Annotated in this window: 24 protein-coding genes; 8 read left to right on the forward strand and 16 right to left on the reverse strand. The window is 56.7% G+C overall.

Translation table 11 applies throughout. The features are described 5' to 3' along the window. Nucleotides 1–20: 20 nt before the first annotated feature. From ACNKU7_RS15010 to ACNKU7_RS15020, 3 genes are all read right to left on the reverse strand, one after another. Nucleotides 21–1,424, reverse strand: a complete 1,404-nt coding sequence (locus ACNKU7_RS15010) for a class II 3-deoxy-7-phosphoheptulonate synthase (protein ID WP_418297812.1) — start codon at nucleotides 1,422–1,424, stop codon at nucleotides 21–23. Between the two features lie 164 nt (nucleotides 1,425–1,588). Then, nucleotides 1,589–2,782 carry an amino acid aminotransferase gene (locus ACNKU7_RS15015; protein ID WP_418297813.1) on the reverse strand — a complete coding sequence of 398 codons (1,194 nt, stop codon included), beginning with the start codon at nucleotides 2,780–2,782 and terminating at the stop codon, nucleotides 1,589–1,591. A gap of 79 nt (nucleotides 2,783–2,861) precedes the next feature. After that, the gene (locus ACNKU7_RS15020; RefSeq protein WP_418297814.1) at nucleotides 2,862–3,386 is read right to left on the reverse strand and encodes a MarR family winged helix-turn-helix transcriptional regulator; all 525 of its coding nucleotides are present in this window, start codon (nucleotides 3,384–3,386) and stop codon (nucleotides 2,862–2,864) included. A gap of 394 nt (nucleotides 3,387–3,780) precedes the next feature. Between ACNKU7_RS15020 and maiA the strand changes: the two genes are divergently transcribed. Further along, nucleotides 3,781–4,419, forward strand: a complete 639-nt coding sequence (gene maiA, locus ACNKU7_RS15025; RefSeq protein ID WP_418297815.1) for a maleylacetoacetate isomerase — start codon at nucleotides 3,781–3,783, stop codon at nucleotides 4,417–4,419. A gap of 66 nt (nucleotides 4,420–4,485) precedes the next feature. Further along, on the forward strand, nucleotides 4,486–5,589 hold the full coding sequence (locus tag ACNKU7_RS15030; protein ID WP_418297816.1) for an NADH:flavin oxidoreductase/NADH oxidase: 1,104 nt from the start codon (nucleotides 4,486–4,488) through the stop codon (nucleotides 5,587–5,589). A 3-nt stretch (nucleotides 5,590–5,592) separates the two neighbouring features. Here the strand turns inward: ACNKU7_RS15030 and ACNKU7_RS15035 are convergent, their stop codons facing one another. Then, nucleotides 5,593–6,597 carry a mechanosensitive ion channel family protein gene (locus ACNKU7_RS15035; protein ID WP_418297817.1) on the reverse strand — a complete coding sequence of 335 codons (1,005 nt, stop codon included), beginning with the start codon at nucleotides 6,595–6,597 and terminating at the stop codon, nucleotides 5,593–5,595. Nucleotides 6,598–6,805: 208 nt separating this feature from the next. Between ACNKU7_RS15035 and ACNKU7_RS15040 the strand changes: the two genes are divergently transcribed. Then, the gene (locus ACNKU7_RS15040; protein WP_418297818.1) at nucleotides 6,806–7,324 is read left to right on the forward strand and encodes an LEA/WHy family protein; all 519 of its coding nucleotides are present in this window, start codon (nucleotides 6,806–6,808) and stop codon (nucleotides 7,322–7,324) included. Nucleotides 7,325–7,433: 109 nt separating this feature from the next. Here ACNKU7_RS15040 and ACNKU7_RS15045 read toward each other — a convergent pair whose 3' ends face one another. From ACNKU7_RS15045 to ACNKU7_RS15055, 3 genes are read right to left on the reverse strand one after another with little or no spacing between them, the layout of a single operon-like run. Beyond that, complete coding sequence (locus ACNKU7_RS15045; protein ID WP_418297819.1) at nucleotides 7,434–7,853, reverse strand: hypothetical protein; 420 nt, start codon at nucleotides 7,851–7,853, stop codon at nucleotides 7,434–7,436. After that, nucleotides 7,846–8,400 carry a sigma-70 family RNA polymerase sigma factor gene (locus ACNKU7_RS15050; RefSeq protein ID WP_418297820.1) on the reverse strand — a complete coding sequence of 185 codons (555 nt, stop codon included), beginning with the start codon at nucleotides 8,398–8,400 and terminating at the stop codon, nucleotides 7,846–7,848. Before ACNKU7_RS15050 ends, ACNKU7_RS15045 begins: the two co-directional genes overlap by 8 nt. 12 nt (nucleotides 8,401–8,412) lie before the next feature. Beyond that, on the reverse strand, nucleotides 8,413–9,318 hold the full coding sequence (locus tag ACNKU7_RS15055; protein ID WP_418297821.1) for a DUF6249 domain-containing protein: 906 nt from the start codon (nucleotides 9,316–9,318) through the stop codon (nucleotides 8,413–8,415). 59 nt (nucleotides 9,319–9,377) lie between these two features. Between ACNKU7_RS15055 and ACNKU7_RS15060 the strand changes: the two genes are divergently transcribed. From ACNKU7_RS15060 to ACNKU7_RS15075, 4 genes are all read left to right on the forward strand, one after another. After that, complete coding sequence (locus tag ACNKU7_RS15060; protein ID WP_418297822.1) at nucleotides 9,378–9,527, forward strand: hypothetical protein; 150 nt, start codon at nucleotides 9,378–9,380, stop codon at nucleotides 9,525–9,527. A 21-nt stretch (nucleotides 9,528–9,548) separates the two neighbouring features. Beyond that, a complete protein-coding gene (locus ACNKU7_RS15065; RefSeq protein ID WP_418297823.1) occupies nucleotides 9,549–10,163 on the forward strand; it encodes a DUF924 family protein in 615 nt (204 codons plus the stop codon). Beyond that, entirely contained in the window at nucleotides 10,163–10,780 is a 618-nt protein-coding gene (locus ACNKU7_RS15070) for a LysE family translocator (protein WP_418297824.1), read from the forward strand. Before ACNKU7_RS15065 ends, ACNKU7_RS15070 begins: the two co-directional genes overlap by 1 nt. Nucleotides 10,781–11,048: 268 nt before the next feature. After that, complete coding sequence (locus ACNKU7_RS15075) at nucleotides 11,049–11,336, forward strand: YebG family protein (RefSeq protein WP_418297825.1); 288 nt, start codon at nucleotides 11,049–11,051, stop codon at nucleotides 11,334–11,336. Between the two features lie 79 nt (nucleotides 11,337–11,415). Here ACNKU7_RS15075 and ACNKU7_RS15080 read toward each other — a convergent pair whose 3' ends face one another. The 4 genes from ACNKU7_RS15080 to ACNKU7_RS15095 form a co-directional block, all read right to left on the reverse strand. After that, nucleotides 11,416–11,808 (reverse strand): MAPEG family protein, encoded by a 393-nt coding sequence (locus ACNKU7_RS15080; RefSeq protein ID WP_418297826.1) that lies wholly within the window; start codon nucleotides 11,806–11,808, stop codon nucleotides 11,416–11,418. A 96-nt stretch (nucleotides 11,809–11,904) separates the two neighbouring features. After that, nucleotides 11,905–13,224 carry an amidohydrolase family protein gene (locus ACNKU7_RS15085; protein ID WP_418297827.1) on the reverse strand — a complete coding sequence of 440 codons (1,320 nt, stop codon included), beginning with the start codon at nucleotides 13,222–13,224 and terminating at the stop codon, nucleotides 11,905–11,907. Beyond that, nucleotides 13,221–14,633, reverse strand: a complete 1,413-nt coding sequence (locus tag ACNKU7_RS15090; protein ID WP_418297828.1) for an amidohydrolase — start codon at nucleotides 14,631–14,633, stop codon at nucleotides 13,221–13,223. The genes ACNKU7_RS15085 and ACNKU7_RS15090 overlap by 4 nt, the downstream gene beginning before the upstream one ends. A gap of 278 nt (nucleotides 14,634–14,911) precedes the next feature. Next, nucleotides 14,912–15,184, reverse strand: a complete 273-nt coding sequence (locus ACNKU7_RS15095) for a hypothetical protein (RefSeq protein WP_418297829.1) — start codon at nucleotides 15,182–15,184, stop codon at nucleotides 14,912–14,914. Nucleotides 15,185–15,366: 182 nt separating this feature from the next. Between ACNKU7_RS15095 and ACNKU7_RS15100 the strand changes: the two genes are divergently transcribed. Continuing rightward, nucleotides 15,367–15,756, forward strand: coding sequence for a YchJ family protein (locus ACNKU7_RS15100; RefSeq protein ID WP_418297830.1), 390 nt, complete (start codon nucleotides 15,367–15,369; stop codon nucleotides 15,754–15,756). Nucleotides 15,757–15,835: 79 nt separating this feature from the next. Here the strand turns inward: ACNKU7_RS15100 and ACNKU7_RS15105 are convergent, their stop codons facing one another. The 5 genes from ACNKU7_RS15105 to ACNKU7_RS15125 are packed head-to-tail and all read right to left on the reverse strand — an operon-like array spanning nucleotide 15,836 to nucleotide 19,780. Then, nucleotides 15,836–17,014 carry a glutathionylspermidine synthase family protein gene (locus tag ACNKU7_RS15105; RefSeq protein WP_418297845.1) on the reverse strand — a complete coding sequence of 393 codons (1,179 nt, stop codon included), beginning with the start codon at nucleotides 17,012–17,014 and terminating at the stop codon, nucleotides 15,836–15,838. 12 nt (nucleotides 17,015–17,026) lie between these two features. Further along, nucleotides 17,027–17,626, reverse strand: coding sequence for a DUF1190 domain-containing protein (locus ACNKU7_RS15110; RefSeq protein ID WP_418297831.1), 600 nt, complete (start codon nucleotides 17,624–17,626; stop codon nucleotides 17,027–17,029). Nucleotides 17,627–17,639: 13 nt separating this feature from the next. Beyond that, complete coding sequence (locus ACNKU7_RS15115; protein WP_418297832.1) at nucleotides 17,640–18,056, reverse strand: DUF350 domain-containing protein; 417 nt, start codon at nucleotides 18,054–18,056, stop codon at nucleotides 17,640–17,642. Nucleotides 18,057–18,071: 15 nt separating this feature from the next. Continuing rightward, entirely contained in the window at nucleotides 18,072–18,722 is a 651-nt protein-coding gene (locus ACNKU7_RS15120; RefSeq protein WP_418297833.1) for a YjfK family protein, read from the reverse strand. Continuing rightward, nucleotides 18,707–19,780, reverse strand: coding sequence for a potassium channel family protein (locus ACNKU7_RS15125; RefSeq protein WP_418297834.1), 1,074 nt, complete (start codon nucleotides 19,778–19,780; stop codon nucleotides 18,707–18,709). Before ACNKU7_RS15125 ends, ACNKU7_RS15120 begins: the two co-directional genes overlap by 16 nt. Nucleotides 19,781–19,782 lie beyond the last annotated feature (2 nt).

Raw genomic sequence — 19,782 nt, forward strand, 5'->3', positions numbered from 1 at the left:
GCCCGAGCGAGAACGCGCGCTCAACCGCGTCCTTCGCGTAACAATTCAGATATGCAGAAAGCCAGCTCCAGCACCTGATCGGCATTCAAGCGTGGATCACACTGGGTTCGGTAACAACTGGCGAGATCCGCATCGGAAATTTTCCAGGCGCCACCGGTACACTCGGTGACATGCTGCCCGGTCATTTCAAGGTGGATGCCGCCGGGATGGCTGCCCTCTGCACGATGTACCGCAAAGAAGTCGCGGATTTCGCGCAGGATATTGTCAAAATTCCGGGTCTTGAAACCGCTGCTGGCTTTTTCCGTATTGCCGTGCATCGGGTCGGTACTCCACACTACTGAACGCCCTTCCCTTTGCACGGCGCGCACCAGGTTCGGCAGTTTTTCACCCAGCGTATCTGCCCCCATGCGGGTGATCAGCGTCAACCGGCCCGGCTCATTATTTGGGTTCAGGCGATCAATCAGGCGAATCAGTTCGTCGGTGGCCATTCCCGGCCCGACTTTCACCCCGATTGGGTTCCAGACGCCCGCAAGGAACTCCACGTGCGCGGCGTCCAGCTGCCGCGTGCGCTCGCCAATCCACAGCATATGCGCCGAGCAGTCGTACCACTTGCCGGTAAGACTGTCCGTGCGTGTCAGGGCCTGCTCGTAATTGAGCAATAACGCCTCGTGGGACGTAAACAGCGTGGTCTCTCTTATCGCCGGGGTATTTGCCGAATTCACGCCGCAGACGGCCATAAACTCCAGCGCATCCTGAAGTCGCTCGGCTAATTGCGAATACCGGTCTCTCAGAGGGTTGTTTTCGAGGAAGCTCAGGTTCCACGCATGTACCTGGTGCAGATCCGCAAGCCCGCCCTGCGCGAATGCACGCAGGAGATTCAGCGTAGCCGCAGACTGGTTATAGGCCGTCAGCATACGCTGGGGATCCGGCACTCTTGACTCGGCGGTGAAATCAATCCCGTTGATGATATCGCCGCGGTAGCTGGGCAGCTCCACACCATCCACCGTCTCCGTATCGGCTGAACGTGGCTTGGCATATTGCCCGGCCATACGGGCCACTTTCACAACCGGCAGGTTCCCGGCAAAGGTGAGCACCACCGCCATCTGCAGCAGAACCTTGAAGGTGTCGCGAATACGATTTGCATTGAAGTCCGCGAACGACTCCGCACAGTCGCCCCCCTGCAACAAAAAGGCTTTGCCCTCCGCAACCTGTGCCAACTGCCGGCGCAGTTCACGAGCCTCTTCGGCAAAGACCAGTGGCGGGAAGCCCGACAACTGGCGCTCCACGTCGGCGACGGCATCCTGAGAATTGTATTTGGGCTGCTGGTGGGCAGTAAGCTTGCGCCAGCTGGCGGGATCCCAGGGTTTTACGACGGATTCAGGCTCGGGGGTTACAGACACGGTATCAACTACCTCAACTTCCATTTTTAGGTCCTGCTTTCAAATCAAACTACTCATTGCGCAAGCGGGGACGCAATCGCAACAATTCGGCTGCCGCCGATAATACAAGGGCAGACACGTCGAATTGACCGTGCCTGCCCTGTCGAGAAACGAGGGTGGCGCCATCAATGCACCACCCATGCTCGGCCTTATGCCAATACTTTGGCCACAGACTCGCAGAAGTAATTCATATTACTCTGGCTAAGCCCCGCGATGCTAATGCGGCTGGAATCTACCATATAAATCGAGTAGTCCTGCTGCAGCTTGTGCACCTGCTCCGGGGTAATACCCAAAAATGAGAACATGCCCTTCTGGCGCTGAATAAAGCTGAAATTACCAGCGGCGCCTGCAGCATCCAGGCTCTCAACCAATCCGCTGCGCAAACTGTTGATACGCTCGCGCATCTCGGTCAGCTCCGCCTCCCAGTTGGCCCGCAAGCCGGCATCAGTCAGGATCGCTTCGACAATCGCCCCACCATGGTTCGGCGGCATGGAATAATTCCCACGCACAACGTTCAGCAACTGGCTCTGACCGCGATCAGCGGCCGCAGCATCGCGATAAACAACCATGGCCATGCCGACACGCTCACGATACAAGCCAAAGTTCTTTGAGCAGGAGGCCGCAACCAGCATCTCCGGTACCGACTCCGCCATCAGACGCAGACCATAGGCGTCATCGTCCAGGCTGTCGCCGAAGCCCTGATAAGCCATATCGATGAATGGCGTAAAGCCCTGTTTTTGAGCCATTTCCGCCAATACATGCCACTGCTCGCGGGTCAGGTCCGCGCCACAGGGGTTGTGGCAGCAGGCGTGCAACAGCACCAGGTCACCTTCCCCAACGTTCTTCAGCGTCTCCACCATGGCATCGAACTTCAGGCTGCTGGTCTCGCGATCATAGTAGGGGTAACTCTTGATATGCAGGCCGGCATTGCCGAGCAATGGAACGTGGTTTGCCCAAGTCGGATCACTTACCCAAATAGTAGCGCCGGCCTTGGCGCGGTTGGCGAACTCGGCCAGCACACGCAAAGCGCCACAACCGCCGGGGGTCTGTGCGGAACGCACGCGGTCGGCGATCAATGCGGGATGGCCGGCGCCCAATACCAGTTCCTGCATCGCGGTGTTGAATCCCGGAGTACCAGCAGGCCCGATGTACGCCTTGGTTTCTTCGCTCTGCAACAGGCGCGTTTCCGCCTCTTTTACCGCCTGCAGCACTGGCGTATGCCCTGCTTCGTCCTTATAAACGCCGACACCCAAATCAATCTTGTTGGGGTTTTCATCGGCGCGGTAAGTGGCAAGCAGCCCCAGGATGGGGTCGGCCGGAAGACTATTCAGATGGTCAAACATAGGTAACTCCTGTCAGGGAACGGCAGCCGGTGCAAAAATCTTGAAATGCGCTCTGTGCTGCCAACACATTCAATTCAATTTAGCGGTCAAGCAGGCCACGGTTGGCCCAGTCCTGGGCGCGGCTCATCAATTTTTCAATGATGCTATCCAGTTGACGGCGCTCTTCGTCGGAGAGCGAGCCCATCAAATCATTCTCGTACTGCTGTGCCAGCGGCACGATGCGCTCATAGACATCACGTCCAAGCTCCGACAAATTGAGCACTTGCCGGCGACGATCCGAGAGATCCTCACTGCGGGTGATGTAATCATTGCGAAGTAAAATGGACACCGCGCGACTGATTGCCACTTTATCCATGGCAGTCTGCTCAACCAGGTCTGCGGCGGAAAGATTGGGGAAACGCCCCAGGATCGCCATCACGCGCCACGCAGGAATGGTGAGGTCGAAGCGCTCGCCGTAAGCCTGCGCTATAGCGTTACTCACACGGTTTGAGAGCACGGACAGGCGATAGGGTAAAAACTTTTCCAGCCGCAGGTCATCTGGGCGAACGGCGTCCAGAGAATGCTCAAGATCCCGGTCGCCCTTTGTCATGTTATTAGTGGTCATCGCGGTTAATTTACCTGCTGAGAGTCGGGGTTGTACGAGGTTTCAAATGTAACTAAGATTGGTTTCAATTGTAACCACTGCCGTAGGAATTTTTGGGCAGTCTTGGACTCCCGGCGAGATGTGTCACCCCCATCTCCGCAGCCATTGGAGTCTGGGCAATACTTCCAGTAAGCACGGTCGTGCTATACGAAACGAGAACGGCCGCGCATTATACGGACTATTGCGCCATTTTTGCTGTCAAAAAACAGTCTCGGCGCGAAATTTTTGCGCAGAAGTTACCGTTTCCGACGCAATCCACCAACAGCGTCACCCCGACCTGGTTTTAACGCAGCCCGTATACACCTGCAACCCATCAACGCAGGGTCAAACCCGATAAAGAAAAGGATCGCACTTAATGGATCTCCACGGATACTTCCGCTCGTCAGCCAGCTACCGCGTTCGCATCGCGCTAAATCTGAAAGGCCTTGATTACCAGTACCAACCGGTAAACCTGCTGAAGAACGAACAGCTGGGAGAGGCATACCGCGCACTCAATCCCCAGGGGTTGGTGCCGGCACTGGTAGACAACGGCAATATTCTCACTCAGTCACTGGCGATCATTGAGTGGCTGGAAGAGACACACCCCCAGCCTGCACTGCTACCCGCCAACGCCCTGGAGCGCGCCCGAGTCCGCGCGCTCGCCTACAATGTCGCCTGCGACATCCAGCCAATCCAGAACCTGCGAATCTTGAAATACCTGCAATCCGAACTGGGTGTCAGTGATGAGCAGAAACTTGGTTGGATCCGCCACTGGATTAACTCCGGGTTCACGGCACTGGAAACACAACTGGAAATATCCGCCGACAGTCCTTTTGCCGGCGGGCAAACCCCCGGTCTTTTCGAATGCTGCCTGATTCCCCAGATCTACAATGCCGAGCGCTTTGGTGTGGATATCGGGCAGTACCCCGCGATCAAACAGATCAGCGAAGCCTGTGCCGTCCTGCCGGCGTTCATCGATGCGCGCCCGGAAAATCAATCCGACAGTACGCTGTAACGGCAGCTCCGCCGCTGGCCGTACAAGCACAACGATCCCGCTTCCCGGTAGAGTCAGGAAAGATCCATGAGCACTCCAAAGCTGTTCGAACCTTTAACCCTTGGTTCACTCACACTGCCAAACCGAATCGTGATCGCCCCGATGTGCCAGTATTCGGCCGTTGACGGCTGCATGACTGACTGGCACCTGATGCACCTGGGGCAGCTGGCGGTCTCCGGAGCTGGCCTGCTGACGATCGAGGCTACCGCTGTATTGCCGGAGGGCCGCATCAGTTACGCCGATGTCGGCCTTTGGGACGACCAGAACGAAGCGGCGATGGCGCGTACCCTGGATGCGATCCGCCAGTGGTCCGATATGCCGATCGCTATCCAGCTGGCGCATGCCGGCCGCAAGGCATCTACGGATCTCCCCTGGCTCGGCGGCAAGCAAATTGCGTTGACGCAGCGCAACGGCTGGCAAACCGTCGGCCCCTCCTCAATCGCCTACCAGCCGGGAGAACAGCCACCTGAGGCCATGGATCAGACGGCCATGCAGGCAGTGCGAGAGGCGTTTGCAGAGTCAGCTCGACGCGCGGTGCGAATCGGTATCGATGCGATCCAGATCCACGCAGCCCATGGCTACCTGCTTCACCAGTTCCTCTCTCCCCTGTCGAACCAGCGACAGGACGAATACGGCGGGACACTGGAAAACCGGATGCGCTTTCCCCTGGAAGTATTCGAAGCCGTGCGCGATGCCGTTCCAGCCCACTACCCGGTCTCCATCCGGGTCTCGGCCACAGACTGGGTAACCCATGGCTGGGATTTGGAGCAGACAGTTACCTTTGCCAAAACGCTTGAGCGGCGGGGCTGCGGCGCCATCCATGTATCAAGCGGCGGCCTGCACCCGGCGCAACAAATCCCGGTGGGGCCCGGCTATCAGGTTCCCCTAGCCCGCGAGGTCAAACAGGCAGTATCCGTGCCCGTTGTCGCGGTGGGTTTGATCACAGACTTCGATCATGCGGAGGCTATCGTGGGAACCGGCGACGCGGATCTGGTTGCCCTGGGCCGAGGCTTGCTCTACAACCCCCGTTGGCCATGGCATGCAGCCGCACACCTAGGCGCGACCATAAAGGCGCCCAAGCAGTACCTGCGCTCCCAGCCACGGCAGTTCCCCGACCTTTTTGATGACTGAAGCCTAATCCTCAGGCGCACCATCAAGCTTGAGCGCGTCCCTGAACACCAGGGTGCGGTACGGAAATGGAATCTCGATACCGGCATCGTCCAATGCCTGCTTCACCGCGGTAACGACTTCACCACGGGAGCGGCGCTCTTCCAGCGGCGTCGAGCCCGCCCACCAGGTGACTTCGATGTCGATACTGCTGTCACCAAAGGCCTGCGGAAATATTTGCACGGGCTCATCGTCCCTCACGGTCTTACAGGAAGTGACGGCGTCTTCGATCACCTTCACGGCGGCTGCCAAATTCTCTCCATACGCAATACCCGCAATGACGGTAATCCGACGCTTATTGCGATCAGTGAGAATCTCACAGGGATTCTTGAACAGGAAAAGGTTCGGCACGATGACCAGCTCCCCGGTTGTGCGGCGAATAGTGGTATTACGCACCTCCACCGCCTCCACCCTACCCTGTACATTTTCACACTTGATGACGTCGCCTGCTTCAAAAGGAAATCGCCACAGGATCAGGATCCCGGCAAAAAAGTTCTCAAAAATATCCTTGAAGGCAAAGCCCACCGCCACAGACAGCAAGCCGAGCCCACCCAATGCCTTGGCGGGTGTCAGCCCCGGGAAGAGCACCATCGCCGTAAACAGCAGGCCCAGTATCCAGATGACGATTTTGGTCAGTCGCACCAGTAAATCCTGCAGCGACTGTCTGCGGGTCGTCTTGCGGGCAAAGCGTCGGGTAAATCGCCCGGCTAATGTCGCCATGCCCCAGGTGAGCATCAACATCAGCAAGCTGGCAATGAAAAATGGGATATGACCCAGAAATCCCTGCCAGATGCCCAGCATGGATTCGGTCACTGTTTCAACCACAACACCGAACGACGATGGCGCAACCTTTGCCAGCTCCAGGGCATCTGCCAGCTCCTCGCCCTGCTCCGGGGACACCGGCGATGTTTGTGCCTGCAATCGCCACAAGTTCGCAGAGAGAACAATCTGTATGGGTGACAATGGAGACATAGCTCGCAGGATCCGCCGCTCGCGTGAAGGCCTTTCTCCAGACTAGCAAATGGCATCCGCATCGACACTTGTGGCGACAATCACACGGCGATAACACTAGATGAAGCAAAATACCTGACACTGTGGTCTACAAGTCAGGGAAAGGCGTTGACCGCCCAACGTACTAACACACGCAAAACCGGCCCAACCGGGCAGTGAGGAGTAGTTCTTGAATCCGACTTACACAGCCAGCCAACCGAATAGCCACATGAATCTCCGGGTTTTATTTCGCACCCTGCTCCTGGCCTTGATGGTCGCAGTGATTCAAGGGTGTGCGGTGTTGTCGCCCGACTTTCAGGAGCCTGAAGTCCAAGTGACCGCAGTAGAGCCCCTGCCAAACAACCGCAGCGGCGACTTGCGCTTTCGCATACACCTGCGTGTGTTCAATCCCAACGACAGCGAACTTGCGCTTTCCGGTCTCTATTACACCCTCAGCCTCGCAGGGCACAAGGTGGTTACCGGAACATCAAACAACCTCCCTGCGATTCCCGCCTATGGGCAGGATTCGATCGTGGTGGATGCTTCGGCGAACCTGATGGGATCCTTCATGGCCGCTGCAGAGCTGATCAGACTACAGAGCGATACCGTGCCCTACGAGCTGGAGGCGAAACTCGGGCTGCGCCGTTCGATCATTCCGCATATCAAGGTCACCAAGCGCGGCCAGATTCAAATGGGACAGTACCGCTAACGGGGTAACCAGGAAGGTCTCCCTACGAACGGGAGATGGGGAGTGCTGAAAGGGAAAGAGGTAAACAGAATCAGAAGGCCGGGGCAAATCCCCCGGCCCGGGAAAAGTATCAGCGACGCGCGGCAACAATACCGCCAGCCATGGCAACGAGCGAACCCAATACGCCCAGACCAATCAGGCTGTAGAGACTGATGCTCTGCTGGGCGGCCTGAGCCAGGAACTCTTCAAGCGGGAACTGCCAGCAAACGATCGCCGATGCAGCCGCCACCGCCGCGTACTGGAACCGGCTGGCACGGCGCACAGCGCGCTTAGCCGGTACTGGCGGCAGTTCCACCATCACCCGCTCGCAAAAGCCATCATCGTCCAGGTGCGGCTCATTAAACTGCAACTGCTGCGATAACCAGGTATCGAAATCGGGCTCGTTGTTTCCAGCGGGTGTCACCACCCCATCCTTCACTACCATGCCTTCAACCTTGTCTGGTTCATTGCTCGTGTTTACCAAAAAATGAGGATTTGTACGTTTATCCACCGACTACCTCCTCCCGCCAGGCCTGCAGCAGCGTCTGCAGCTTGGCCCTTGCGCGGTTAACGTGGGATTTTACCGTGCCCAGCGGCAACTTCATAATGCTGGCGGCCTCTTCATGCGAGAATCCGCGCTGCATGCACAGGTGCACCGCCTGACGCTGGGCGTCACTCAACTCCCCCATGGCCGAATTCAGATCCCTGGCCATCCCCAATTGCTGCGCCTCTTCAACACTGACGTCCGCCTGCGCCCGATCGACCGCTTCCTGGTCAACGTCAGGCGCATTCTTGCGCTTGTGACTCATGACCAGATTGTAGGCGATTCGGTACAGCCAGGTGCTGAAGCGGGCATCGCCACGGAATGCGGGCAATGCCTTGTACGCTTTGATAAATGCTTCCTGAGCCATGTCGTCCGCCAGGCCTTGGTCGCCATCACACAGTTGCCGGAGCGAGAATCGTAACTGTGACTGATAGCGACGAACCAGCTGGGCGTAAGCCCGCTGGTCGCCGTCTTCGACAACGCGTCGGATCAGGTCCTCGTCGTTGAGGTTCATCTGTGGCAGTTCCTAGCCCGCTTGTTGTTGACTCTGGTTATCCAGTTTCCAGTTGATGTAGCGGGCGACGCCGATAAACAGCGGGATCAGCCCCAGGCTTCCGGCACCAAGGTCTGCTGCCGCGGTAAGCCAGATGAATACTGCGGCGCCAACTGCGATCAGGGTAAAGCCCCGATCCTTGCTGGCCACTGCTCGCTGGCTATCCATGGCTTCCAGCAGCTCCGGAGGAAGATCCCGACCTTCTTCCAGCAACAGTTTTATGTTGCTTTTGATGTTCTCCACCTCGAGCTGCTTTTTGCGGTAACTGTTGCGGGTTACCAGCCAGACAATCAGGATGGGCGTGCCGAACACCGCCAGTATCGCTACCAGCGATACCAGCCACCCCAGATCATTGTCATCAGAGTGCCGACTCTCGTAGACCCGCATTTCATGTTCGTGCTCACGCGCCCGCTGGGCATGTTCACGGGCTCTTTCGGCATGCTCCCGCGCGATCTCCGCTGAGATGCCGATATCGATATTGCGCGGCACGGAATCCAGCGCTTCTTCAAGCACCAGGCCCTTCTCATCCAAAATACCTTTCTCTTCGAGTTTCTGGACAATGCGGCGGGACACTTCGCCACCGAACTCCTTGCCCAGGTTGACCTCGATATCGGCATTCTCGCCGTCGCTGCCACGGGTCAGGATGCGCAGTGACCCATCCTCCTGACGCAGGATCTTCACCTGTTTGTCCGCCTCTACCTTTGGGGGGGCAGGAGCCACCGGGGGTGCCGGCATTACCGGACTCGGGCTGGCGGTCTCCGGCTCGGCATCACTCTGCGCCATGGCACCGGAAGCCAGCCCACAAACCCCAAGAGCTACCGCAAATACTGCCGCCCACAGGGATCCGGCACTGGATTGTTGTTGAATTCTCGCTCTCATTTCGTTTTCTCACTGTTGCAGCAAACTAACGCCAAATCGTACCTTTGTTGGGCGAAACAATGAATAATACGCCTCGTCCGCAGGTTTCGCGCATCGGCAACTTGCCATCCCTCTGGAGCCGCAGCCCCTGGCTGCCGCGCCGGCAGGCAAGTTACCCGCTTACCCTGATGGACGAGGCCATACGCGGATTTGGATGCAATACCCGGTAAATTTTTACGACAGGACGCCAGATGGACGACTTTAGCAAAATCTCGGCCACCACAGTGCTCTCTTTCTGGTTTGGCGGCGCGGCCCTGGACCAAACGCCCCCGACAGCATTACGCAAGCGCTGGTTCAGTGGTGACAAGGCTTTCGATGAGGAGATCCGTCGCCAGTTCGGGCACGTCGTAGAAGTGGCGCTTTCAAGGGGAATGCCCGACTGGGGAGACACCCTGCAGGCTCAACTGGCACTGGTTCTGCTCTGTGACCAATTTACCCGTAACATCTACCGCGGCAGTGCCCTGGCATTTGCCGGTGACCCGCGGGCATTGGCCACCAGCCAGGCAATCGTCGGCCACAGTGATCTCTCCGCACTGGGTCTGCACCAGCGTGCGTTCTTCGGCATGCCACTGGAACATTCTGAATCGCCGGAGGTTCAGGCGCAGTCGGTAGCCTACTTCCAGCGCCTGATGGAGGACTATGAAGGCACGCCCGAGAGTCAGCTGGCGAGGAGCTACTTTCAATTCGCGGTGAAACACCGCGATGTCATCAATGCATTTGGGCGCTTTCCCCACCGCAATACGGCACTGGGAAGGACTAGCACAGCGGATGAACAACGCTGGCTCAGCGCCGGGGGAGGTTTCTGATGGATTTCATTGCCTGGATATCGCTGGCCGGCATCTGTGCTCTGGGCGCCATGTCGCCGGGCCCCAGCCTGCTCATCGTACTACGCAACGCCGCTGCCAGCCCGGCGCACGGCTATGCCTGCGCTATTGCCCATGGTCTGGGTATCGGCCTCTACGCGCTGCTCACGGCGCTGGGGCTCGCCTTACTGGTAACCGAAACACCCGCACTCTTCAAAGGACTGCAGTGGGCCGGGGCGCTGTTACTGGTCTACATTGGCTGGCAGGCACTCTCTGCCCCCGCCACCGGCCCCTCCAGCGCGCCCCCGCCTGCACAGCAGACGCTGTCGGGCGCCATCGCGCAGGGTTTCTCCATAGCGCTTTTCAACCCCAAGGTGGCACTGTTCTTTGGTGCCCTTTTCAGCCAATTCGTAAACGAAGGTCAATTGATTTCAGTGAAAATCGCCATGGCTGCACTGGCAGCCGGCATTGACACTTTCTGGTACCTGCTGGTAACACTCGCGGTGACGAGCGGGCGCAAGCGTGGCCTGAGCCTGGGCCAATGGGGCAATCGATTGCAGAAACTGTTTGGGGTGATATTGCTTGCCCTGGCAGCGCGACTCGTATGGAGCCTGTTCTAGGACAAAAAAATGGCCCGCGATGCGGGCCATTGATCTACTGCGGGGTTGGGGCCGCCTCAATCCTGGGGGGATAAGATTCGACGGCCTCGCACTCATTATGTACCGACGCCCGGCATTTTTCCCGACACTCCAACGCACCAGTGACTCCGCCCGTCTCACACCCCACCCCGTCCAAACCCCATATTGACACTGAATATTTATACAGGTACCGTACAGGCATCCAACCCAATAACAAGTCAGTCATCACGCACGACAACAGGAGGCAGTTATGGCGGTAGTAGCAGTTTGGAAATGCGATAGAGACGGAGCCATGTTCGATAACAAAAAAGACGCCGAAGAACACGACAAGATGCTGGAACTGGCCGCCAACATTACCGCACTGATCGAGCGGCATGTTGAAGGCGTTTCCGAAGAAGCGAGCGAAGAAATCGGCCTGATGCTGGCCAAACGCCGCGAAGTGCTGGCAAGAGCCTGTAAAGGCAAGCCGGAAGATTTACTCAGCGCTGACGATGAAGAACAAAAACAGAACGTCACCCCGCTGGCCGCGAACCAGTAATTCCCGGAATTGAATTTCCATCCCTGTACTATGCCCGGCCAAGCCGGGCTTTTTTATTTCTGCCCAATAAACCCGGGGATCAGAAAATCGACACGATATCGATCACCGCGAGAGCCAGGATCACCAGCCAGGTCAGTGCCGTCCCGGTGAATCGGCCGAAATGATAACCACCCTTGCCGGCGATAAATCCGACGGCGTGTAGCGCCCGCGCCAACAGCAGAGCGCCACCAAGGCAATGCAGCCACACGGCCGAAAGCCCGTTGATTTCTGCAATCAGCATGAGAATCAGCGCGAGGGGTACATATTCCACGGCATTGGCATGGGCTCGCACCACGACTTCCCCAAAGTGGTGACCACCGGTACCGACGCCTACTTTGTTACTGCGACGGAATGCGACGACCCGATAGGCCAGCGCCAGAATAAGCAATGCACTGAGCCCGGCGTACAGGGCGGTAATTTTTACACTCAACATCTTTTTTCTCCAAATTGAAAAATGGTTCGGGCGGTTTTCGGTAAAACTGTCAATGCACACCGGAAACGGCCAGAACCTCACTATTTATCATTTTGATCAGTTTTTATACGCATGTCCGTAACCGGACTCAGGTTTCAGGTAACGATCCCGCAAACGTGTGGATCGGGTCACCAGTGACCTCGGCTTGCCGTCAATCAGAACCACTTCGGCATAGCTGGTAACCTCGAGCGGATCCCCACTCCAAACCACCAGATCCGCCACGCCTCCAGGGGCAATAACACCACCCTCCAGACCAAAGATCTTGGCCACATTGGCAGATACCGCCTTGACCCCTTCTTCGTACGGCAGTCCGAAAGCAACCGCATTACCCGCAGCCTGACGGGACAGGTAACTATTGTGGGAGCCACCGTAGCCCGGGCCGCTGATCGCCACCAGAACACCAGCCTTGTGCAACAGCGCCGCATTCTCCATACGCGCCCCGAGGCGTTCGAATGCGTCCGGACTATTGCTCAGCGCATCGATCACAACCGGGACGCCCGCAGCCGCCAGCTTGTCCGCGACCATCCAACCCTCTGCTGCACCTTCTATAACCAGCTTCAGATTAAACTCGTTCGCGAGCGCCAGTGCCTGCAGGATATCGCTGGCACGGTTTACACCGATTACAACAGCCTGCTGACCACTGAGCACCGGCTGCAGAGCTTCCAGATCGGCCACGGGGTACGACAATTCACGCCACTCACCACGCTGGATGGCCCCCCGGTTGTCGGCATACTCTCGAGCTTCCGCCAGCGCATTCCTGACCTGCGCGAATGCATTGGCACGACTGCCACCGGCCAGTGATCCTCCGTATTCTCCCAGGTAGATTTTCTGTATCAGGCCGGTATTGGTCACGCTATCGAAATCACCGGTCAATTTGATGGCAAATCCCTGGCCCGCGAAGATTTTTTCTTCACTGCCCGGAGTCACAACGGCACGCGTCAGCCCTCCAGCACGATTGAACGGGATCAATGTCGAATGCGGATTGAACGCCGGAGCTGGATCAAAGGCAGCGCCAACCAGCTGACCGGCAATCGCGTTGTCATTGGTGGAGGCCGCTGCGCCGATTTCAGTCAGGCCCAGCTCGCTGGTGGGCGCGATAAATCCCGGGGCAACCACCTTTCCCACCGCATCGATGACCTTGTCGACATCAACACGGCCAAGGTCTGCCGCGACTTTTTCGATGCGGCCATCGCGAATCAGGATATCCGCCTGTTCCAGGGTGCCCGCATCGCTCAGCGAAATGACTTTCCCCCCCTTGATCAACAGCGACTCCGCCGCCGCGAAGGGCCCACACGCGATTAACGCACAGGCTGCCAGCCCCTTTAGCATACGAAGGGCAAGCGGCTTCGATGATGTTTGGTTTGTTCTAGTGTTCACAGTCGCACTCCCTCCGCATCCAGGATACCAAGCTCAAAATCACTGTGAGGCTGGCGGGATTTGTCATCGCGGTCGTACATCAATACCCCATCGATAAAGACCTTTTCCGCCTTGGAATAGACACTGAACGGGTTGCCGGACCAGATCACCACATCCCCCATCTTGCCCTTCTCCAGACTGCCGGTGACCTTATCGATACCAAGCGCACGGGCCGGGTTCATGGTCATCCAGGCCACAGCATCTTTAGGCTGGATATCAAAACCGGCTCTTTGACCGGCCACCATGGCCTTGGCGGTTTCCTCATTAAGATGCTGGATGCCCACTTCCGAGTCCGAATGGATCATCGCACAGGCTTTCGCCTGATCCACAATCGCGATATTGGCCTCGGTCATATCAAACGCCTCGTGCTTGAAGCCCCACCAGTCTGCCCACATAGCTGCGCATACATTGTTCCTGGCAAGCAGGTCAGCCACTTTGTAGGCTTCTACCGCGTGATGGAAAGTGGAAATCTGGAAGCCAAACTCATTGGCAATATCCATCATGATGGCCATTTCCTCACCGCGATAACAGTGGTTGTGCACCAGGATATCGCCGTTCAGCACGCCGGCGAGCGTCTCCAATTGAAGATCCCGATCCGGCTCATCGCCACCATTTTCCTTGAAGTCTTCCCATTTCTTTTTATAAGCACTGGCCTCGATCCACGCCTGGCGGTAGCCCGCTACGTTACCCATCCGCGTCGATGGCAACGTACCTTTCCCACCGTAAACCCGCTTGGGGTTTTCACCGCACGCCATCTTCAGCCCGTAGGGGGCGCCAGGGAATTTCATATCCTGTACGCTGCGGCCGGGTACATTCTTCAGTGTTACGCCGCGACCACCAAACAGGTTGGCCGAACCAGGCAGGATTTGCAGAGTGGTGACACCACCGGCCAACGCAAGGGGAAACTGAGGGTCCTGCGTCCAGACAGAGTGCTCGGCCCAGACTTGGGCTGTATTGGGCGCCGTCATTTCATTACCGTCCTGAGAGGACTCAATAGCCGGCGCCGGGTAGTCACCCAAATGGGAGTGCACATCGATAATACCGGGCGTGACCCACTTACCGTCCGCCTCAATGACCTGGGCCTTGCGCGGCGCTTTCAGGCCCTTGCCCACCGCCTTGATCTTGCCGCTCTCCAGCAGCAGATCCGCCGCCTCTAATTGCTCACCGGTGCCTGTGAGCAGATTGGCACCGCGAATCAAAACCGGTGCGGTCTCCGCTGGCTGGTACGTGGATGGAAAGGCGTCCAGTCGGGCGAAGTCTGCCGCTTGCGCGTTTCCACCCTCATCACCACCGCCACAGCCGCCCAGTAACAATGCGCTCCCAAGAGCGATTCCCGCAGGCAACGCAGGCCAAAAATGCCGGATTCGCATGCCCCCTCCTTCTCGTCAGTTATTCAGGTATTTGCGATCATGCTATCAGCAAAAACCAAATACGCCATCTCTTTGCATACAGCGAACACTCGCGACCGCCGGAGCGCAAAGCATACCAATGGAGAGCCGAGAACACTGATGGAAATGGATGCGCACGCGGTCGATAAAAACCGCATCAATATATGAAGGGTCAGGTTTTTAGTGGTAGAGCACTAAGACATCAGAGAACGAAAGAAGGAGATAGCAATGCGAGCGGGCTATCAGTGCCGCGCCCGCAATCAGTAATGTAACAACTTGATAATACGCTCGCCGTTGTCGCACTCGCCAACCACTTCCGGTTCCGAAATTTTTGATCCTTCCTGAATCACTTTGTTGGAGGGGTAGGAAACGAAACAGGCAAAGTTAAAATTTACCGCCCAATTGCAGCGCAACAAGCCATCGTCTTCTTTGTAGAAACGCTCCTGGCAGAAGCTAAGGTAAGGGCTCTGGCCTCCACCAACGCGCGATGTACCATTGCCACTATCCTGCGCCATCACCAGCGCAGGCGCCAAAACAGCACCCAACCACCACCGACTCATAGTTTCACCGCTTGCCCACGCGAAGTTGTACCTACTGAGCCTAGCAGCTGTTGTCGCCACTTTCCTCCCGCACAAACAGACCACCCGGTTCTCTGGTTTCTCGCTACTGGCCACCCGCTGCTATTATTGCCCCCCCAAATACAGGCGAGATAGACATGCCCCAAGATTGCCCCTGCTGTTCCGGGAAGCCCTTCACAGAATGTTGCGAGCTTTACCTCTCAGGCAGCACTTACCCAAACACAGCCGAGGCCCTGATGCGAAGCCGCTATAGCGCGTTTACCCTGGGCAAGCTCGCCTACCTGAGAAAAACCTGGCACCCAGAGACCTGCCCGGAGTTGACGGCAGACGACCTGCAAACCAACTGGCGAAGACTGGAAGTCATCAAAAGCAAGCAGGGGCTGAAGAAGGCCATTGTGGAGTTCAAAGCCTGGTTTGAAGCGGATGGGGAAGAGCGCGCATTGCACGAAATATCACTCTTCAAGCTGCACAAAAAGCGCTGGGTCTATGTAGAGCCGCTCGATGACTGGCCATCAGGCAGTAAATAGCCTCGCGCAGCCGTTGGGTAAAGCAATCCCGCCAGCGCACGGCCAGGCGGGACAGCAGCGGCGCACATTGCGCCGGACACTACAGGATAATATGCGGGAGGTAGCGGCTGGAATCCTGCGTGATCAGACCGCTATCTTCGCGAATGGAAATACCGGCCGCCTCGTCGTCTATCAACCAGCTGCCAACCAGCGTATAACTGTTACCAAACTTGGGTAGCGGGTGCAGGGCCTGGTAAATAAAACCCTCCTCCCCATAGGGACCGTCAGACAACAGCTCTGATGCGCCCCCATCACCCGACGTCGCCCCCGCTTCCACAAGCGAGATATTGGCACCTTCCCGGGAAAAAATTGGTTTCCTCACCAGAGAGCCGATATTGCCCGCCTTGCTCAGCTCATCTTCGAAAAATGCCGGCAGCAAATTGGGATGCCCCGGATGCAGCTTCCATAAGGTTGGCAACAGTGCCTTATTGGACAGGATCGATTTCCAGGGCGGCTCCAGCCAGCGGACGTTACTGCCCGCCAAATTCGTACCGTAGGCTTCCCTGAACATGAACTCCCAGGGATACAGCTTGAACATCCAGGTGATGACCTGGTCTTCCAGGTCTGCAAAGCGCCCGTCCGCATCCACGCCAATATCTTCGATGAACACAAAGTACTCGCTGATGCCGGCTTCCCGCGCGCAATCCTGGAGATACTGAACGGTACCGCGATCCTCTTCTGTGTCTTTACAACAGGCGAAATGCAACGCCCGGTCTGGAGTCAGGAACTGCAGATCCCGGAAGCGATTGACCAGTTTTTCCTGCAGGCTATTGAATTGATCCGCCTGCCGCGGCAACGCCCCACGGTCGACATTGTCTTCCAACCAGAGCCACTGCCAGAAACCGGTTTCGAACAGGCTGGTGGGCGTATCCGCGTTATTTTCATACAGCTTGGCCGGGCCCTTTCCAGCGTAGGCAAAATCGAGGCGGGAATAGAGAGAGGGATCGCCATTTTCCCAGGAGTTCCGCACAAACTCCCAGTGGCTCTCCGGAATACAGAAGCGGCGCATGAGCTCGTCATCCGCCACCACCCGATTCACCACGTCCAGGCACATCTGGTGAATCTCTTCGGTCGGCGCCTCGAGATCCTGCTCTATCTGCTTGAGAGAAAACTGATAATAGGCGGACTCATCCCAGTACGGCTCGCCATACATGGTGTGAAACCCAAAGCCGAATTCCTGCGCCCGCTGTTTCCAGTCCGGGCGCGGATTGATGGGCATACGCAGCAAAGGTTAGCCCCCCCAGCCTCCGGAGCGACCACCACCCCAGCTGGATTTGGCCGAAGCCACAGCGCCAAAACCGCCACGGGAAACCGTTTTGGTCACTGTCGGCTTTGGCTTGGTTACCGATTTCGGTACCGTGTAGCTGGTTTTCCCTGAACGGCCAACAACATTGCCATCAGCGGTCATCAGCCGATCGTAGTGGCTTGAATACGGGTTGGAATAGCGGTAGACCGGGTTGTAATAGTAGTGACGATCCCGATCAAGCATCTGCCCAACCATAAACCCGGTCATTAGCGGCAGCCAGAAGCCACCGGACTCACGGCAGTTACCAAACTCCGCTTCGCACAAATGGCGCGCGTCATATTTAGGCCCGGTACGCTCAGCCTCTTTCAGAGCCTGCTGATAGGCAGCCTCACACTGCTCCCGGTTGAGCTCGGTGTTGTCGACACAATCTTCGACAGATGCGACAACCTTGACCTCTTCTTTCGAGGCGCACCCCATAAGGGCCGCTACGATCCCGAGCGCTACCGGGCGCAATACAAAGTTGCGGCTGGTAGCCTTGCGCATTTGTTCCAGGTTGATGGTACGCGTTCGTTTTATCCGTGACATGGTACGCCCCCTATCAATAGGACATACAAGCGGCGTTCAACACGCCGACAGAAATGGTGGTAGCGGCCAGCATGACACCAGCACTGATTTCACCGTCTTCAATCCGGGAAACAATTCGCGGCATAAACAGGAAGCGGATAATGGCGAATGCAATAAGCTGGGCCACCAGCGCGATCAGCGCCCAGGTAGCAAAATCCACCAGAGACACAGAGTTACTCGCCGCACCACCCAGAGCGATGGCAAAACCGAGCACGGCCCCACCGAAGCCAATAGCCGCGGCCGTATTCTTTTCTTCACGGATCAACTTCCATTCATCATGCGGGGTCACCAGCGTATAAAGGAATTTAAACGCAACCAGCAACACCATGGACAACCCAAAATAGGTGCCGAAATGCAGGATACCAGTCATCAAATCATAAGGCTGGTCCATCGATACTTCTCCTTGTTAACCGTGAATCGTAATTTGAGATGGTGAAAGTGAAATACCTGTGCTGAGCACCAGGCAACGGCTGAGGTAACCCCCCGCCTCGAGTTTTTCTTCTGCGGACAGAAACAGCGATTCAGTACGCTGATCCGACAGTGGCCGCTCAAACAGCATGGTGAACTGATCCGTGCTTGAATGACTGCCATCCTCGTCGTATGTGGTTTCTTCCATATGAACGGGATTGTGGTAATCCCCAGCGGCAGTCCAGACCCGCTCGTAAGTGCGACCGTCCAGAGTGTAACTGGCTGTACCAATTTCACACTGCAGCAGCTTGTCCCAGGCCGCCTGGCCGGCAACATCACGGGTATCATAGAAATGGAATAGTTTCACATCGACCACGCATTCGTCGCGCTGGCCACCTTCGGCGACAACCTGCAACCAGGCATCATCGTCGGTATAAAAGCGGTAGACCCAGGTACCATCCAAATCGACAACACCCGCGGCCTTGATGATCTGGGTTGGCTCAAACGTCTCAATGGCCAACTGATCGAGAATCAGGCGGATTGCCAGAGGATCTACCTCAAAGCTCGCCCCAATACGCAGCCCCATAATTTCCGGGGTTTGTGGTTTCGGCTCCGGCTTTTTAAATTTGTTGATCAGTTTGTCAAACATTCGCCCAGCCCTTCCCTGTCAGCCACTTTTACATCAAAACAGCGTTTTTCCGGTAAACGCTCTGCGGCGATGTAGTACACCGTATCGCCGGCGGCGACATTTTCATTCAATGCCGGATTAATAGCAATCTTCTGCTCGCCGGCACGACGAACACCAATCAAGGTCGCTGCCAGGTCATGCTTGAAATGATCAAAAAGCGCGCCCACCAAAAGTGGCTCTGCACCTTGATACACCACACTGTATTGCGTCATACCATAGGTACTGTCAAGCAATTGGCGATGCAGACGCGCAGAGCCCGGATCAAGCGAGGATTTCGCCAGCAACTCCACCGCAACAGATGGTATGCATTCGATATTCGGACAATGTGCGCGCAATAACTCACCCACATTTTCATCCTGGAAGTATGCAGTTTTATGGCTATTCGGGCTCAGCTTGTCGCAAAACAGCGCCGTAGTCAGTGTCACGTCATCCAGCGGGTTATCAATGATAATCCGCGCAGCCTTATCCAGGCTTGCCCGCTGTATCCCCTCCGCATGGGAAAAAGACTCCACCCGCACGAAATCGATCCGATGCGGCATGGGGTTTTCGATATCAGCCTCAACACACAGCACAATATCGGATGCATCACCATTGGTTTTCGACAGCAACAACTCGATCAACCGCAGTGTACGCGCACCATTCCAGCCGATGATAACCGTATGGTTTTCGTGCTTCATATTGCGTAAACCCTTTTTACCCCGTTGCACAAATTCTGAGATCCCGAAACCGACCCGGGTGATAATCATGGCGAACAGGCTTAACCCCAGTGGAATCACCCAGATACTGACGGCGAGCTTTCCAAGCGGCGTCGACGGTGAAAAATCGCCATACCCGACGGTCGATGCCGTCACCACTAACCAGTAGACAAAATTTTCGGGTGCCACAATTTCGGTTTCGCCAGCGTAAGACAGCAAAAAATAGCAACCCAAAACGTACAACACCGTTGCAATCAGAACGGTAGTTCCAGAGGCCCTAATAAAAAGCGACGCCAGAAGGCGTCGCACTTTATATAACAGCATGA

This window comes from Microbulbifer weihaiensis (assembly GCF_048323715.1).
GTDB lineage: Bacteria > Pseudomonadota > Gammaproteobacteria > Pseudomonadales > Cellvibrionaceae > Microbulbifer.

Bases quoted from the DNA above. Each gene is read 5' to 3' on its own strand.
- ACNKU7_RS15125 (WP_418297834.1), bottom strand. From the start codon at position 19,780: ATGCTGTTATATAAAGTGCGACGCCTTCTGGCGTCGCTTTTTATTAGG.
- ACNKU7_RS15035 (WP_418297817.1), bottom strand. From the start codon at position 6,597: ATGTCTCCATTGTCACCCATACAGATTGTTCTCTCTGCGAACTTGTGG.
- ACNKU7_RS15030 (WP_418297816.1), top strand. From the start codon at position 4,486: ATGAGCACTCCAAAGCTGTTCGAACCTTTAACCCTTGGTTCACTCACA.
- ACNKU7_RS15120 (WP_418297833.1), bottom strand. From the start codon at position 18,722: ATGTTTGACAAACTGATCAACAAATTTAAAAAGCCGGAGCCGAAACCA.
- ACNKU7_RS15090 (WP_418297828.1), bottom strand. From the start codon at position 14,633: ATGCGAATCCGGCATTTTTGGCCTGCGTTGCCTGCGGGAATCGCTCTT.
- maiA (WP_418297815.1), top strand. From the start codon at position 3,781: ATGGATCTCCACGGATACTTCCGCTCGTCAGCCAGCTACCGCGTTCGC.
- ACNKU7_RS15115 (WP_418297832.1), bottom strand. From the start codon at position 18,056: ATGGACCAGCCTTATGATTTGATGACTGGTATCCTGCATTTCGGCACC.
- ACNKU7_RS15050 (WP_418297820.1), bottom strand. From the start codon at position 8,400: ATGAACCTCAACGACGAGGACCTGATCCGACGCGTTGTCGAAGACGGC.
- ACNKU7_RS15020 (WP_418297814.1), bottom strand. From the start codon at position 3,386: ATGACCACTAATAACATGACAAAGGGCGACCGGGATCTTGAGCATTCT.
- ACNKU7_RS15055 (WP_418297821.1), bottom strand. From the start codon at position 9,318: ATGAGAGCGAGAATTCAACAACAATCCAGTGCCGGATCCCTGTGGGCG.
- ACNKU7_RS15075 (WP_418297825.1), top strand. From the start codon at position 11,049: ATGGCGGTAGTAGCAGTTTGGAAATGCGATAGAGACGGAGCCATGTTC.
- ACNKU7_RS15065 (WP_418297823.1), top strand. From the start codon at position 9,549: ATGGACGACTTTAGCAAAATCTCGGCCACCACAGTGCTCTCTTTCTGG.
- ACNKU7_RS15060 (WP_418297822.1), top strand. From the start codon at position 9,378: ATGAATAATACGCCTCGTCCGCAGGTTTCGCGCATCGGCAACTTGCCA.
- ACNKU7_RS15070 (WP_418297824.1), top strand. From the start codon at position 10,163: ATGGATTTCATTGCCTGGATATCGCTGGCCGGCATCTGTGCTCTGGGC.
- ACNKU7_RS15100 (WP_418297830.1), top strand. From the start codon at position 15,367: ATGCCCCAAGATTGCCCCTGCTGTTCCGGGAAGCCCTTCACAGAATGT.
- ACNKU7_RS15015 (WP_418297813.1), bottom strand. From the start codon at position 2,782: ATGTTTGACCATCTGAATAGTCTTCCGGCCGACCCCATCCTGGGGCTG.
- ACNKU7_RS15110 (WP_418297831.1), bottom strand. From the start codon at position 17,626: ATGTCACGGATAAAACGAACGCGTACCATCAACCTGGAACAAATGCGC.
- ACNKU7_RS15080 (WP_418297826.1), bottom strand. From the start codon at position 11,808: ATGTTGAGTGTAAAAATTACCGCCCTGTACGCCGGGCTCAGTGCATTG.
- ACNKU7_RS15010 (WP_418297812.1), bottom strand. From the start codon at position 1,424: ATGGAAGTTGAGGTAGTTGATACCGTGTCTGTAACCCCCGAGCCTGAA.
- ACNKU7_RS15105 (WP_418297845.1), bottom strand. From the start codon at position 17,014: ATGCCCATCAATCCGCGCCCGGACTGGAAACAGCGGGCGCAGGAATTC.